Source organism: Pseudomonas sp. CH61, assembly GCF_059429415.1.
In genome coordinates, this window is the sequence record NZ_CM182098.1 from 2,169,579 (window position 1) to 2,182,028 (window position 12,450).

15 protein-coding genes are annotated in these 12,450 nt (G+C 59.0%); 1 reads left to right on the plus strand and 14 read right to left on the minus strand.

What is annotated here, in order from left to right; translation table 11 throughout:
• Window positions 1-19: 19 nt before the first annotated feature.
• From AC5SEM_RS09740 to AC5SEM_RS09780, 9 genes are all read right to left on the minus strand, one after another.
• Window positions 20-304 (minus strand): hypothetical protein, encoded by a 285-nt coding sequence (locus tag AC5SEM_RS09740; protein WP_495472805.1) that lies wholly within the window; start codon window positions 302-304, stop codon window positions 20-22.
• 266 nt (window positions 305-570) lie between these two features.
• A complete protein-coding gene (locus AC5SEM_RS09745; RefSeq protein WP_008082703.1) occupies window positions 571-801 on the minus strand; it encodes a hypothetical protein in 231 nt (76 codons plus the stop codon).
• A 118-nt stretch (window positions 802-919) separates the two neighbouring features.
• A complete protein-coding gene (locus AC5SEM_RS09750; protein WP_123595533.1) occupies window positions 920-1,150 on the minus strand; it encodes a hypothetical protein in 231 nt (76 codons plus the stop codon).
• 71 nt (window positions 1,151-1,221) lie between these two features.
• Window positions 1,222-2,859, minus strand: a complete 1,638-nt coding sequence (locus AC5SEM_RS09755) for an ABC-F family ATP-binding cassette domain-containing protein (RefSeq protein WP_495472806.1) — start codon at window positions 2,857-2,859, stop codon at window positions 1,222-1,224.
• Between the two features lie 144 nt (window positions 2,860-3,003).
• Window positions 3,004-4,041, minus strand: coding sequence for a DNA topoisomerase IB (locus AC5SEM_RS09760; protein WP_495472807.1), 1,038 nt, complete (start codon window positions 4,039-4,041; stop codon window positions 3,004-3,006).
• 72 nt (window positions 4,042-4,113) lie between these two features.
• A complete protein-coding gene (modC, locus tag AC5SEM_RS09765) occupies window positions 4,114-5,193 on the minus strand; it encodes a molybdenum ABC transporter ATP-binding protein (protein ID WP_495472808.1) in 1,080 nt (359 codons plus the stop codon).
• Window positions 5,194-5,196: 3 nt separating this feature from the next.
• Window positions 5,197-5,877 (minus strand): molybdate ABC transporter permease subunit, encoded by a 681-nt coding sequence (gene modB, locus AC5SEM_RS09770; protein WP_137217850.1) that lies wholly within the window; start codon window positions 5,875-5,877, stop codon window positions 5,197-5,199.
• Window positions 5,878-6,645, minus strand: a complete 768-nt coding sequence (gene modA, locus AC5SEM_RS09775) for a molybdate ABC transporter substrate-binding protein (protein WP_495472809.1) — start codon at window positions 6,643-6,645, stop codon at window positions 5,878-5,880.
• A gap of 171 nt (window positions 6,646-6,816) precedes the next feature.
• Window positions 6,817-7,881: an NAD(P)H-dependent flavin oxidoreductase gene (locus AC5SEM_RS09780; RefSeq protein ID WP_495472810.1), complete on the minus strand. Its 1,065-nt coding sequence runs from the start codon at window positions 7,879-7,881 to the stop codon at window positions 6,817-6,819.
• 354 nt (window positions 7,882-8,235) lie between these two features.
• On the opposite strand from AC5SEM_RS09780, the gene acuI reads away from it, so the two are divergent.
• Window positions 8,236-9,219 carry an acrylyl-CoA reductase (NADPH) gene (gene acuI, locus AC5SEM_RS09785; RefSeq protein WP_495472811.1) on the plus strand — a complete coding sequence of 328 codons (984 nt, stop codon included), beginning with the start codon at window positions 8,236-8,238 and terminating at the stop codon, window positions 9,217-9,219.
• Here acuI and ada read toward each other — a convergent pair.
• The 5 genes from ada to AC5SEM_RS09810 all read right to left on the minus strand — a co-directional run bounded on the left by ada (window position 9,216) and on the right by AC5SEM_RS09810 (window position 12,353).
• Window positions 9,216-10,283, minus strand: coding sequence for a bifunctional DNA-binding transcriptional regulator/O6-methylguanine-DNA methyltransferase Ada (gene ada / locus AC5SEM_RS09790; RefSeq protein WP_212622199.1), 1,068 nt, complete (start codon window positions 10,281-10,283; stop codon window positions 9,216-9,218). The two genes, acuI and ada, sit on opposite strands and share 4 nt — an antisense overlap.
• 87 nt (window positions 10,284-10,370) lie before the next feature.
• On the minus strand, window positions 10,371-11,036 hold the full coding sequence (alkB, locus tag AC5SEM_RS09795) for a DNA oxidative demethylase AlkB (RefSeq protein ID WP_495472812.1): 666 nt from the start codon (window positions 11,034-11,036) through the stop codon (window positions 10,371-10,373).
• Between the two features lie 5 nt (window positions 11,037-11,041).
• Complete coding sequence (locus AC5SEM_RS09800) at window positions 11,042-11,752, minus strand: 2OG-Fe(II) oxygenase (protein ID WP_495472813.1); 711 nt, start codon at window positions 11,750-11,752, stop codon at window positions 11,042-11,044.
• 93 nt (window positions 11,753-11,845) lie between these two features.
• Complete coding sequence (locus AC5SEM_RS09805) at window positions 11,846-12,022, minus strand: hypothetical protein (protein ID WP_193559261.1); 177 nt, start codon at window positions 12,020-12,022, stop codon at window positions 11,846-11,848.
• A 28-nt stretch (window positions 12,023-12,050) separates the two neighbouring features.
• The gene (locus AC5SEM_RS09810; RefSeq protein ID WP_016984992.1) at window positions 12,051-12,353 is read right to left on the minus strand and encodes a DUF1883 domain-containing protein; all 303 of its coding nucleotides are present in this window, start codon (window positions 12,351-12,353) and stop codon (window positions 12,051-12,053) included.
• Between the last annotated feature and the right edge of the window lie 97 nt (window positions 12,354-12,450).

Consider the following 12,450-nt stretch of genomic DNA (forward strand, 5'->3'; position numbering starts at 1 on the left):
GCCCTGCAAATACGCACTGCTAGACGAATGCTTGCCCGCTAAAGCCCCGAGGCAAGCGCTGAAGTCCGGCCATTGCTGTCAGCCGTTCGACCCATTCTGTGCGCCAGTTTGCCTCGCTGTGCGTGGCATTGGTCTGGCGGGCCATTCTTCGGGCGGTATTGCGTTGATCTTTTCGTGCCTGTTTGTAGGCATCGGTATTGCGGCAACTGCGGCATTTCACTCGATTGAGCTCTCTGCTTGCCGACAGTTGTTTACCTTTATGGCCACAGGCCAGATGCCCGTCAACGTTGAAATGGATAACCATGAACTGTCTCCTTTGCGACGTGTATTGCTTTTGACAACTCACGTCCTATGCCGTTCGGCAATGCGGCGCAGGCAAAAAAACACCCGCATGCGGGCGGGTGAGAGGGGTATTTTGCAAAGGAGTGATTTCACTGTAGACGTGCAGATGTGATCGTTACGTGAAAAATGCAATCGCGGGAAGAATAAACATCTCGGACAGACAAATACGCGGTGACCTGTGTGTCACCGCTTCTGAGGCGAATTCCTGAGACCTTGGCGAGGTCGCTGTCATCTGAACCGTGGCAGTGGCCGATCGACAGGCTTGAGCGCCGACAGCGTATTGCGAATCAGCGGAGCATCCTTCTCGATGTCGTTCAGCCGGTCACGGATGCGCAGGGCGGTAGGGTGTCCGCCTTGGTGATCGACCCAGTCGGCGATCTCTTTGCAGGCGGCCGCGAGGCGCGCTTGACGAGCGTCGAGCAGGGTGAGGAGGGTGGTGATGGACTCTTTTTCGGACATGAAACACCTCCGTTCTATGAAACCTGAGCTGCAGCAAAAAGCCCGCGTGTTGCGAGCCTTCTGCCGTGGGGCGCTGCTCCTTCAGCTGGTTTCAGTATAGACCCGCTTCTGATCGGCATCAGCCGGATGACTCGCGGGCCGGTAGTGGGGAACTCGCTGCGTTGAGACGCTTGCATTCGCGCTGTGCGTCTTCCTCCGCGTCATAGCCATCGCCGATGAAACCGTCAGTACGTGTGTCGCAGATGCGAAACCAGCTATGCGCCTCGGCTGGATCATGCTGACTGTCTCCGGCACGTCGACCGTGAATAATGATCTTGTTGCAACGCTTCACGACGAAAATGTCTTCCATGGCGTCACCGCAGCTGATTCGTGTCAGATCAACTATAGAAGCCCTCGGCAATCGTGCAAAAAATACACAGCTCAGCTCGTCGGTTGCCAGCGCCAGCCCTCGGAGTGCCAGGTCAAATGATGGCTTGGGTTTAGCGCCCGTAGAAATGCCTGATCGTGGGAAACCACGACAATCGCTCCAGGAAATGTCTGCAAGGCGTGTTCGAACGCCTCCACTGAAGCCAGATCAAGATGATTGGTGGGCTCATCCAGCAGCAGTAATTGCGCGGGTGTCTGGCGCCACAGTGCCAACGCAAGTGCAGCTTTCAGGCGTTCGCCACCACTGAGGACCGCGCAAGGTCGCGTGACACGCTGCGCATCCAGTTGCAGCTGCGCGAGGTAGCTGCGCAACGTGCCTTCGCTCAGGGGCGTTTGCTGTGCCTGCAATTGATCGACAACGGAGGTGTCGTTATTCAGCAGTTTCAACTGTTGATCGAGAAAGGCAAAAGGCACATGCGTGATGCACTCGCCACTCACCGGCGCCCACTCGCCCGCCAGCAGTTTCAACAGCGTCGATTTACCACAACCGTTGGGGCCGCTGACAGCGATGCGCATTGGCCCTTGAATGGCGAGGTCAAGCCGAGAGCTGGGCGCATCCGCTGACAACCATGGCAAACAGGCGTCGATCAGCGTGCACACACGGCGGTTACTCGGAACCACACTGCCCGGTAGATTGATCAGCACGCCGTCGTCCGGCTGGACGTTTGCGTACGCCTCACTAACGCGCTCATCCAGATCGGATTTACGTGCCTGATGGCCGACCTTTACGTGTCCCATGATGTCCCGCGCGGCCGCTTTCATCGCCGCCCGCTCGAAGCCCGAAACGTTGGCTGTTTGCGCATTGCGCCGGCTGCCCGCCGCGTGGCGCTGGATGGTGTCGTGCTCGCGTTGTAACCGTGTGCGTTCGCGCTGCCGCTCGGTTCGAGCCTGATCGAGTTGCGCCTGTGCTGCCTGTCGATGTATTCGGCGCTGCTCGGCGAACTCCGAAAATCTTCCGCTGAAAACGCTTGCCCCCGTAGGCGAAAGTTCGACGATTCGCTGCATCTGCTCGAGTAATTGGCGGTCGTGACTGACGATGATCAGTCCACCACGCCAGCGTTCAAGCGCATTCTTCAGCCATTCTCGGCCGGCGCTGTCGAGGTGGTTGCTCGGCTCGTCGAGTACCAGAATTTGCGCCTGACTCAACAGTGCGCCGATCAAGGCAATTCTGGCCTGCTGGCCACCGCTGAGATTTTCGGTCAGAGCCGTCGCGGTGATATCAGTTAGCCCGGCCTCATCAAGCATCTGCCGCAAGCGCTCCGCCAGATCCCAGCGTTCGCCGATGAGGTCGAAATCGTCGGTTATGGCACAGCCGAGTTTCAGTCGTTCCAGCGCGCTGAAAACTGTGGCCGTTCCTGTCGCCTCGGCTACGGTTTGCCCAGATGTGGTGACGAAAGTTTGCGCGACGTAGTGCGCGGAAGCTGAGCGTGCCACGCTGCCGGAAGTGGGCTGCAAATGCCCGGCGATCAAGCGTGCGAGCACACTTTTGCCAACACCATTACGCCCGACGATAGCGGTCGGTTGACCATCGAAATTGAGGTTCAGGGCTTCGAACAGTGTTGCGCCATTGGCGAACTGAAAACCCAGTTGATTCAGGGAAACGAGTGCGGTTGTACGCGAGACGTGAGTCATCGGCACCTCCAGAAAATGTCGTGAAAACTGACAAGCGCCGAGGACGGCGTGTCGCGATTACATTTTTAGAAGGCTGGATTGTTCACTTCTGCAGTCGTCCGGAGGGTGAGAAGGTGGCTAGCCTAGACGACGCTGTGCAGCGGATCAAGGCACGTCGGTCATTTCGCTCATCCGCTCAAGAAACATCGCCAACGCCACTTCCTCGGCACGCAAGCCCTTGCGCACGCGCGGACGTGGCAGTTCAGCGAGGGCGCCGAGCATGAATTTTTCTACCACGGCGGGGTGGATGTAGCATTTTCGGCAGACCGCCGGGGTGTTGCCCAACTGCTTGGCGACGCCTTTGACCATCTCCACCACATGCCGTTTGGCCTCGGTTTCGGACTCCCATTGCAACTCGCGCAACACCGCCAGAGCCAAAGCGCTGCCGGCCCAGGTGCGGTAATCCTTGGCGGTGAAATCGGCGCCGGTCAGGGTTTGCAGGTAGGCGTTGACGTCGGAAGAACTGACGGTGTGTCGCTCGCCGTTTTCATCCAGATACTGGAAGAGGTTCTGCCCGGGAATTTCCAGACAACGCTTGATGATCCGCGCCAGGCGTCGATCCTTGACGGTGATCTGGTGTTCGATGCCGCTTTTGCCGCGGAACTGGAACAGGATCGCGCTGCCGTTGACCTCGACATGTCGGCTGCGCAGGGTGGTCAGGCCATAGGAGCGGTTATCTCGGGCGTATTGTGTGTTGCCGACCCGAATCAGCGTGGCGTCGAGCAGGGTGATCACCGTGGCCATGACCTTGTCGCGACTGAAGCCGGGCGCCGCCAACAACGCTTCCAGTTGCTTGCGCAGTTTCGGCAAGGCCAGACCGAACTCGCGCAGTCGCGAATACTTGTCGGCATCGCGCACTTCGCGCCAGCGCGCGTGATAACGATATTGCTTGCGGCCACGGGCATCACGGCCGGTAGCTTGCAGGTGACCGCGCGGGTCGGGGCAGATCCACACGTCGGTATAGGCTGGCGGCACCGCGAGGGCATTGATGCGTTTGATTTCGTCGGTGTCGGTAATGCGCTGGCCCGACGGTTCGAAGTAACAGAACTTGCCGCGCAGTTTCTTGCGGGTGATACCGGGCTGGGTGTCATCGACGTAATGCAGGTCGGATGGCAGTTCGGCAATCAGCTCGGTATCGGGCATGGCGGTTTCCTTGGGTGGCGCGACGGTCTGTAAAACCATTGACCGCACACCGCTGCCGTGGTGCCGAATGATTTAGGCGAGGACCGCGACCGCTTTGATCTGCGCCCACAATAACTGGCCCGGGTGCACGGCCAATTGATCTCTGGAATAGCGGGTGATGCGCGCGACTAACGGGGTGCCGCCCGCATCGAGACGAATCAGCACGTGGGCGGCGTTGTCGGCCGATTGCTCGCTGACCACCGTCACCGGCAGTCGATTGAGAATGCTGCTGAACTCGCTGTTCTGCAGGGTCAAGCTGATATCCCGGGCGTGTACTTTGCAACGCAGTGTCTGGCCGATCTTCATCGGTGCATGTGTGACGCGAATGCTCATCTCGGTAGCTGGTAATTGCAGGCTCAGCAACTGATATTGCGCATCGTAAGCGCTGACCTGACCTTCAATGATCACGCCGGCGTCATCGCCCATCGCCATCGGCAGATCCAAGCGTGCGAGGGTTTCGCCGATCGGGCCGCTGGCCAATGCTTTGCCGTCGCTGAGCAACACCAGATGATCGGCCAGTCGCGCCACTTCATCCTGGGCATGACTGACGTACAACACGGGAATGTCCAGTTCGTCATGCAGGCGTTGCAGATACGGCAGGATTTCATTTTTGCGCTGGCTGTCGAGAGCGGCCAATGGTTCGTCCATCAACAGCAGTTTCGGGCTGGTCAGCAGCGCGCGGGCGATGCCGACGCGCTGGCGTTCGCCACCCGACAAATGCTGCGGATGACGTTCGAGCAAATGACCGATGCCCAGGAGTTCGGTGGCCTGCGCCATGTCGACCCGACGCAGGGACTTGGCGATGCGCTTGAGGCCGAACTGCAGATTGGCCAGCACCGACAGGTGCGGAAACAGGCTGGCTTCCTGAAACACATAGCCAAGCGCGCGTTTGTGTGGAGGGACGAAAATGCCGTTGTCGCTGTCCTGCCAGACTTCGTCGTTGATCTGGATGAAGCCATGCTCAGCGCGTTCAAGCCCGGCGATACAGCGCAGGCAGGTGGTTTTACCCGAGCCGGAGTGCCCATAAAGCGCAGTAACGCCACGGCCGGGCAAGTTCAGGTCGACATCGAGGCTGAAGCCCGTATAGGCCCGTTTCAGACGTACATCAATCATCGATCAGCTCCAGCCTGCGCGGGTCTTGCGGCTGGAGTACAACGCCAGCAACACCAGAAACGAGAACACCAGCATCGCCCCGGCCAGCCAGTGGGCCTGTGCGTATTCCAGCGCTTCGACGTGGTCGTAGATTTGTACGGAAACCACGCGGGTCTTGTCGGGTATGTTGCCGCCAATCATCAGCACCACGCCGAACTCACCGACGGTATGTGCGAAGCCGAGGATCGCCGCCGTGATAAAACCGGGGCGCGCCAGCGGCAAAATCACGCTAAAAAAAGTGTCCCACGGATTGGCGCGCAAGGTCGCGGCGACTTCCAGTGGGCGGGTGCCGATCGCCGAGAACGCGTTCTGCAACGGTTGCACCACGAACGGCATGGAATAGATCACCGAACCGATCACCAGGCCGGTGAAGCTGAAGGTCAAAGTGCCCAGGCCCAGCCATTGGGTAAATTGGCCGAGAAAGCCGTGCGGCCCCATCATCAATAACAGATAGAAACCGATCACGGTCGGTGGCAACACGAGGGGCAGGGCGACGATCGCTCCGATCGGGCCGCGCAACCACGAACGGGTGCGCGACAGCCACAGGGCAATCGGAGTGCCGACAACCAGCAGGATCACGGTGGTCAGGGACGCCAGTTTCAGGGTCAGCCAGATCGCCGCGAAATCGGCACTCGTCAGCGACATTTAGAGCTGATAACCGTAGGACTTGATCACCGCAGCGGCTTTCGGGCCTTTGAGGTATTCAACCAAGGCTTTGGCAGCGGCGTTGTCTTTGCCTTTGTTCAGAATGACCGCGTCCTGTTTGATCGGGTCGTGCAGGCTCGCAGGGACGATCCATGCCGAACCGCTGCTGACTTTGCCGTCCTTGTAGATCTGCGACAGGGCGACAAAACCCAGTTCGGCGTTGCCGGTGGAGACGAATTGGTAAGCCTGCGTGATGTTCTGACCTTCAACGATCTTGGCTTTGGTGGCTTCGGTCAGTTTGAGTTTTTCCAGCACTTGCGTGGCGGCCAGGCCGTACGGCGCCGCTTTCGGGTTGGCGATGGACAGATGCTGATACTCGTTGTTTTTCAGCACCTCGCCTTTGGCATCGACATAACCTTCTTTCGCCGACCACAACGCCAGGGTGCCGATGGCGTAGGTGAAGCGTGAACCTTTGACGGTGTCGCCTTCTTTTTCAAGTTTTTCCGGGGTGGTGTCGTCAGCGGAGAGGAACACTTCAAACGGCGCGCCGTTTTTGATCTGAGTGTAGAACTGGCCGGTTGCACCGTAGGCTGCGACCAGTTTGTGCCCGGTGTCTTTTTCGAAATCGGCGGCGATGGCCTGGATCGGCGCGGTGAAGTTGGCTGCAACCGCCACCTGCACTTCATCAGCCTGAACTGCTCCGATGGCGAAGACTGCGAGCAAAGAGGCCAGGCAGGCAGGGGCAAAACGTGAGGCACGAGTGGTCATGTAACAGCTCCGTTGTTGGCGGGTGCAGGGGGCAGTTATTGTTGGAGGTGGACTGCGCCGATGCGAGGGGGTGAATTCGCTATATAGCGAAATATATAGCGAAATGCCGCCAAACAGGAAGTGTTGGTTGAAACCCGTGTGAGGATGCCTGAATTCTCACAATGGGCAGCTTCAATGACGAGTAAGTTTTGCCAATGCACCTTCGGCCAATTGCCGGGTCAGTTCAGCACTGCCAATGTCTTTGCCGAGAGTGAATGCCTGACCGGCCCAGAGGTTGGCAAACTCTGCTTCGTTGATCGCTCGCAACGGCATCAGCGCACCACCGGCCAGAGGAAACGCCGGTGCTTTTGGCGACATCGGTCCCACCTCACGCATGACGCGGTTGAGAATGCCCCGTGCCGGTCGCCCGGTGAAAATATTGGTGATCGCCGTTTCGCTTTCCTTGGCGGTGCGCAACGCTTTGTGGTGAGCGGCGCTGACTTTGGCTTCCGGCGTGAACAGATAGGCCGTGCCCACCTGAACCGCCGATGCGCCCAATACAAATGCCGCCGCCACGCCGCGTGCATCGGCAATAGCCCCGGCGGCAATCACCGGCACGTTAACCGCATCGACTATCTGAGGCACCAAGGCAAACGTGCCGACCTGACTGCTCAGGTCATCACTGAGAAACATGCCGCGATGGCCGCCGGCCTCATAACCCATGGCGATAATCGCGTCGCAGCCATGCTGTTCCAGCCAGATCGCTTCATCGACAGTGGTAGCCGAGGAGAGGATTTTCGCACCGGTTGCCTTGACCCGATCCAGCAGCGATTTCTCTGGCAGGCCGAAGTGGAAACTCACGACTTCAGGTCGAAATTCTTCCAGCACCTCGCAGGCTGCCGCATCGAACGGTGCCCGGTTGGAGACTGGCGTCGGTGCAGCGAAATCCACGCCCAGTTCGCGGTAATACGGTTCGAACAAATTCTTCCAGTCACGCGCGCGTTGCTCATCGGCTGCCGGTGGCTGATGGCAGAAGAAGTTGACGTTGAAGGGCTTGTCGGTGTGCTGGCGAATGGTTTTCAGCTCTTCGCGCAATTGCTCGAGGCTCAGCATCGCCGCCGGCATCGAACCCAGGCCACCGGCATTGCACACGGCGATGACCATGGACGAATTCGTCGCACCGGCCATAGGGCCCTGGATGATCGGCAATTGAATGCCGAGCAGGTCAAGAATGCGCGTGTCTGGCCATTGGCTCATGAGGGAAGTTCTCCGAACGGTGCAGCGGGCAGGGGGCAAAGCCGGTTTTTAGCAGCAAAACCGGATTCGGGGCCAGTTCGAAATTCAGAACAACCCGTGCAGTTTTTCAGCGTCGATGAAATCCGCCGTTCTTCGGCCTCCAGAAGCGTGATGAAAATTGCTGGTACGCCGGTGGTCGCGGCAATGGCGGACTCTTTAAAAATTTCGGCGAAACCACGACCGTCGAAAAAGCATAGTCGCCCGCGTTGGAAATACCCGGCCGATTCACCGATTGGCGCAAAGTCGAATGTGGCAGGGTGTTGCGATGTGGTATTTCAAGGCACGAGATTCTGAAAACAGTCATGCGAGGCAGTCATGTTCAACGCCATTGTGATCGACAAAGACGACAGCGGTTATCGCGCCAACCTGCAGCAGGTCAACGAAGAGCAATTGCCCGAAGGCGATGTCACCGTCGCTGTTGCCTACAGCACGCTGAACTTCAAGGATGGTCTGGCGATTACCGGCAGCAGTCCGGTGGTGCGCAAGTTTCCGATGGTGCCGGGGATCGACCTGGCGGGCACCGTAGAAGCCAGTTCGCACCCCGACTATAAGGTGGGTGATCAGGTGGTGCTCAATGGCTGGGGTGTCGGCGAAAATCACTGGGGCGGTCTGGCGCAGAAGGCGCGACTCAATGGCGATTGGCTGATTCCATTGCCCAAAGCCTTTACGGCGGCGCAAGCCATGGCCATCGGTACGGCTGGGTATACGGCGATGCTGTGCATTCTCGCGCTTGAGCGTAATGGTGTGACGCCAGAACAGGGAGAGGTGCTGGTGACGGGCGCCAATGGCGGCGTCGGCAGTTTTGCCATCGCGCTACTGAGCAAGCTTGGCTACAGCGTTGTCGCCTCCACTGGCCGCGTCTCCGAGCACGAGTATCTTAAGCAATTGGGCGCCGGCGAAATCATCGACCGGGCAACGTTGTCGGCGCCCGGCAAACCGTTGGCGAAAGAGCGCTGGGCGGCGGTGATCGATTCGGTCGGTAGTCATACGTTGGCCAATGCCTGCGCCAGCACTCGCTCTGAAGGCACGGTCGCGGCATGTGGTCTGGCGCAAGGTATGGATTTCCCGGCTTCGGTCGCCCCATTCATTCTGCGCGGCGTGACCCTGGCCGGCATCAACAGCGTGACCCAGCCCAAGGCTCGTCGTCTGGAGGCGTGGGATCGTTTGGCCAGGGATCTGGATTTCTCCTTGTTGGCCTTGATCAGCCATGAAATCGGCCTGAGTGAGGCCATCGATGCAGCGCCAAAATTGCTCGCCGGGCAACTTCGCGGACGGGTTGTGGTGGACGTCAATCGTTAAGCCTGGGTCTCGCGCTCCAGCAACTGACGCTTGCGCTCAACCCCCCAGCGGTAGCCCGAAAGATTGCCATCGCTGCGCACCACGCGGTGGCACGGGATCGCCACCGCCAGACGGTTGGCCCCGCAAGCCTGCGCCACCGCGCGCATGGAAGTCGGTGCGCCGATGCGCTGGGCAATTTCGGCGTAACTGGCCGTGTGGCCCGCCGGAATTTCCCGCAGCGCCTGCCACACGCGCTCCTGAAACGCCGTGCCGCGAACGTCCAGTGGCAGATCGAGACCAAGCGCCGGGGCTTCAATAAATCCCACAACCTTGGCGATCAATTGCTCGAACCCGGCATCGGCGCCGATCAGGTTGGCTTGGCGAAACTGATCCTGCAGATCGCACACCAGTTGATGCGGATCGTCACCCAACAGAATCGCGCACACGCCACGCTCGCTTTGCGCCACCAGAATCGCGCCGAGCGAGCATTGGCCAACGGCGAAGCGGATGTCGTTGTTCTTTCCGGCATCGCGATAGTCGCCCGGTTTCATGCCCAGCAAATGATCCGCTGATTCATAGAAACGGCTGTTGGAGTTGAAGCCCGCGTCGTACAGCGCATCCGTCACCGAACCACCGTCTGCCAGGCGCTCACGGACTTTGCGCGAGCGATGAGCCGTTGCGTAGCCCTTGGGCGTCAACCCTGTCGCGGCTTTGAATACGCGATGGAAATGAAACGGACTCAGGCCGGCGGTTTTTGCCAGTTCGTTGAGCGCCGGCAACGTCTCGGCGGATTCGATATGGCGGCAGGCAATGGCGACGGTCGCGGCATGCTGCGCGGCGACATCACTCTGATCCTTGCTGGTTCGTTTGCTCGGACGATAGCCGGCAGCTTCGGCCTGCTCAGCGGTATCGAAAAACTCCACGTTCTGCGGTTTCGGCAAGCGCGAGAGGCTGCTCGGGCGGCAGTAGATGCCAGTGGTTTTCACCGCGTAGACAAATTGCCCGTCCGCCTGTGGATCTCGCGCAACCACGGCGGCCCAGCGTGGATCGTTTTCGGTGTTGAAGGTGGTCGAAAGCGTTTTCATGAGCGGTTATCCGTTGACCTGTTTGATTCAGGTTAACCAGCGTCGCAAGGCACAACACTCCGGGCCTTGCGGTCAAACTTTTGCAGGTTATCCGGCGACGCGAAAGGTCAGATTGATCCGTTGTTCACCCAGACGTGGATGCCGACCCTGCTTGATCGGCAACACACCGTGATAACGCAAGCGATCAACGCCTCCCCAGACCACCATGTCGCCATGCAGCAAGGCAATCCGCTGGCTCTTGTCGCTGCGATTGAAGCCGCCAAAGAGGAACATCGCCGGCAACCCGAGTGACAGCGAAACGATCGGTGCGCTGTAGGCCTTTTCGTCTTTGTCCTGATGCAATGACATCTTGGCGCCGGGGACATAGCAGTTGATCAAGCAGGAATCAGCGTTGAAGTCAGCAAATCCGGCTTGCGCCGCTGCCGAGTTTGCCAGCGCCGAGAATACTTCCGGCATCGCTGGCCATGGCAAATCACTGAGCGGATCGACGCTTGAATAACGATAACCGTGGCGATCAGTGATCCAGCCCAGAGCGCCGCAACTGCTGGTGCCTACCGACATGCTGAAACCACCCGGCGTAACCATGTGGCGCAAGGGCGCGGCGGCTAGAATCGCATCCAGCGCCGGCAGAATCTGCTCGATCAGCGGCAGGGCGAAACCATGCAGCACCGACGAATGCTCGCCAATCTGTTCGGTGCGGGGGCGTTGCTCGGATTCATGATCGGCGAACAGATCGAAAGTGTTCGGGTGCATGGTGGTCAGGTGGCGTCGTGAAAGATGATGCCTAGGGTATGCCTTTTTCCACTGTGCAGGCGACTGACGCCATGACGCATCGTCACCCGATAATCACCGCGCACGCCTTTGACCGGGCGCTGGTTGACGGCAAAGATTACTGCGTCACCTTTCGTCAGGTTCAGCACGTGAGGTCGGGATTGCATGCGCGGGCGTTGTTCGGTGAGCACGAATTCTCCTCCGATAAAGTCTTGCCCGGGTTCTGACAGAAGAATCGCCACTTGCAACGGAAAAACCGATTCGCCGTACAGGTCCTGATGAAGGCAGTTGTAATCCTGCGGACCGTATTGCAGCAAAAGAGGGGTAGGGCGGCGTTGACCGGCGGCATGGCAACGCTGAAGAAACTCGGCGTGGCTCGCCGGAAAGCGCTCGGGCAGGTTCATGCGTTCGTACCAGCGATTGGCCAACGTAACCAGACGCGGGTACAGCGCGCCGCGAAGGCGTTCTACCGCTGTCGGCAGGGGGTAACGAAAATATTTGTACTCGCCGCGACCGAAACCGTGGCGGGCCATGATGACCTGCGAACGAAACGGTTCGGTCTGCGGATACAGCGCACTCAATTGATCACAGGTTTCGGCCAGCAGCAACGAACGGATGATCGCGTAGCCGTGCTGATCCAGTTGCTGCTCAAGGCTTGCCCAGTCGAGCGAATCCAGCCGGGAAGGGGACATCGACATACTGACTCCTTGACTCATGGTCGAAGAAAGTCAGTCTGGGCAGGGCCTCGCGGCAGAACACTCCGCCGCTTGCGGTCAAATTCCTGTCGATGCTTACAGCGCTTTGCTGACGGCGATGTCGCTGATCACGTCTTCAGACGAGCCGTGAAGCGCATCCAGAGCAGCCTTGGCTTCTTCTTCAGTGCCGTTTTCCAGTTGCGCGAACTCGAAGCGGCGTTCACCGTTGAGTTTGTACTTGATGACGTATTTGGTCGTTTGGGCCACGGTCATGCATTCCTTTCTGGTTGGACGGCGTGTCTCAGCTGAGTTTGGTGCTGGAACGACGGATGATCTTGATCGAGTGGGTCAGCGTCGGCTTGCGCGTGACGCTGATCGGACGGCGGTTGACGGTGTCGATGGTGATGTTCCAGAAGCCGGTGCTCGGCGCGGTGATACGGGCCGGGAAGGTGTCGAAGGCGCCGCCGTGATAGGTGTGACGGCCGCCATTCTTGAAGCTGCGGAAGTTGGCGTCGTTCATCAGACGGATGTTGCACATTTGCGAGCATTGAATGACGACGATGTCGTCTTCGTTGAGGTGTTCGCGCTGGTGAATGAATTTCATGGGCGCCTCCAGAAGGGCTTTTTCTACAAAATCAAAACGATAGCTTGTAATTGCGCGCAGTTTATCAGCCCGCACGGGTTATTATCTGGCCGTCGGG

Bases quoted from the DNA above. Each gene is read 5' to 3' on its own strand.
- AC5SEM_RS09740 (WP_495472805.1), bottom strand. From the start codon at position 304: ATGGTTATCCATTTCAACGTTGACGGGCATCTGGCCTGTGGCCATAAA.
- AC5SEM_RS09745 (WP_008082703.1), bottom strand. From the start codon at position 801: ATGTCCGAAAAAGAGTCCATCACCACCCTCCTCACCCTGCTCGACGCT.
- AC5SEM_RS09750 (WP_123595533.1), bottom strand. From the start codon at position 1,150: ATGGAAGACATTTTCGTCGTGAAGCGTTGCAACAAGATCATTATTCAC.
- AC5SEM_RS09755 (WP_495472806.1), bottom strand. From the start codon at position 2,859: ATGACTCACGTCTCGCGTACAACCGCACTCGTTTCCCTGAATCAACTG.
- AC5SEM_RS09760 (WP_495472807.1), bottom strand. From the start codon at position 4,041: ATGCCCGATACCGAGCTGATTGCCGAACTGCCATCCGACCTGCATTAC.
- modC (WP_495472808.1), bottom strand. From the start codon at position 5,193: ATGATTGATGTACGTCTGAAACGGGCCTATACGGGCTTCAGCCTCGAT.
- modB (WP_137217850.1), bottom strand. From the start codon at position 5,877: ATGTCGCTGACGAGTGCCGATTTCGCGGCGATCTGGCTGACCCTGAAA.
- modA (WP_495472809.1), bottom strand. From the start codon at position 6,645: ATGACCACTCGTGCCTCACGTTTTGCCCCTGCCTGCCTGGCCTCTTTG.
- AC5SEM_RS09780 (WP_495472810.1), bottom strand. From the start codon at position 7,881: ATGAGCCAATGGCCAGACACGCGCATTCTTGACCTGCTCGGCATTCAA.
- acuI (WP_495472811.1), top strand. From the start codon at position 8,236: ATGTTCAACGCCATTGTGATCGACAAAGACGACAGCGGTTATCGCGCC.
- ada (WP_212622199.1), bottom strand. From the start codon at position 10,283: ATGAAAACGCTTTCGACCACCTTCAACACCGAAAACGATCCACGCTGG.
- alkB (WP_495472812.1), bottom strand. From the start codon at position 11,036: ATGCACCCGAACACTTTCGATCTGTTCGCCGATCATGAATCCGAGCAA.
- AC5SEM_RS09800 (WP_495472813.1), bottom strand. From the start codon at position 11,752: ATGTCGATGTCCCCTTCCCGGCTGGATTCGCTCGACTGGGCAAGCCTT.
- AC5SEM_RS09805 (WP_193559261.1), bottom strand. From the start codon at position 12,022: ATGACCGTGGCCCAAACGACCAAATACGTCATCAAGTACAAACTCAAC.
- AC5SEM_RS09810 (WP_016984992.1), bottom strand. From the start codon at position 12,353: ATGAAATTCATTCACCAGCGCGAACACCTCAACGAAGACGACATCGTC.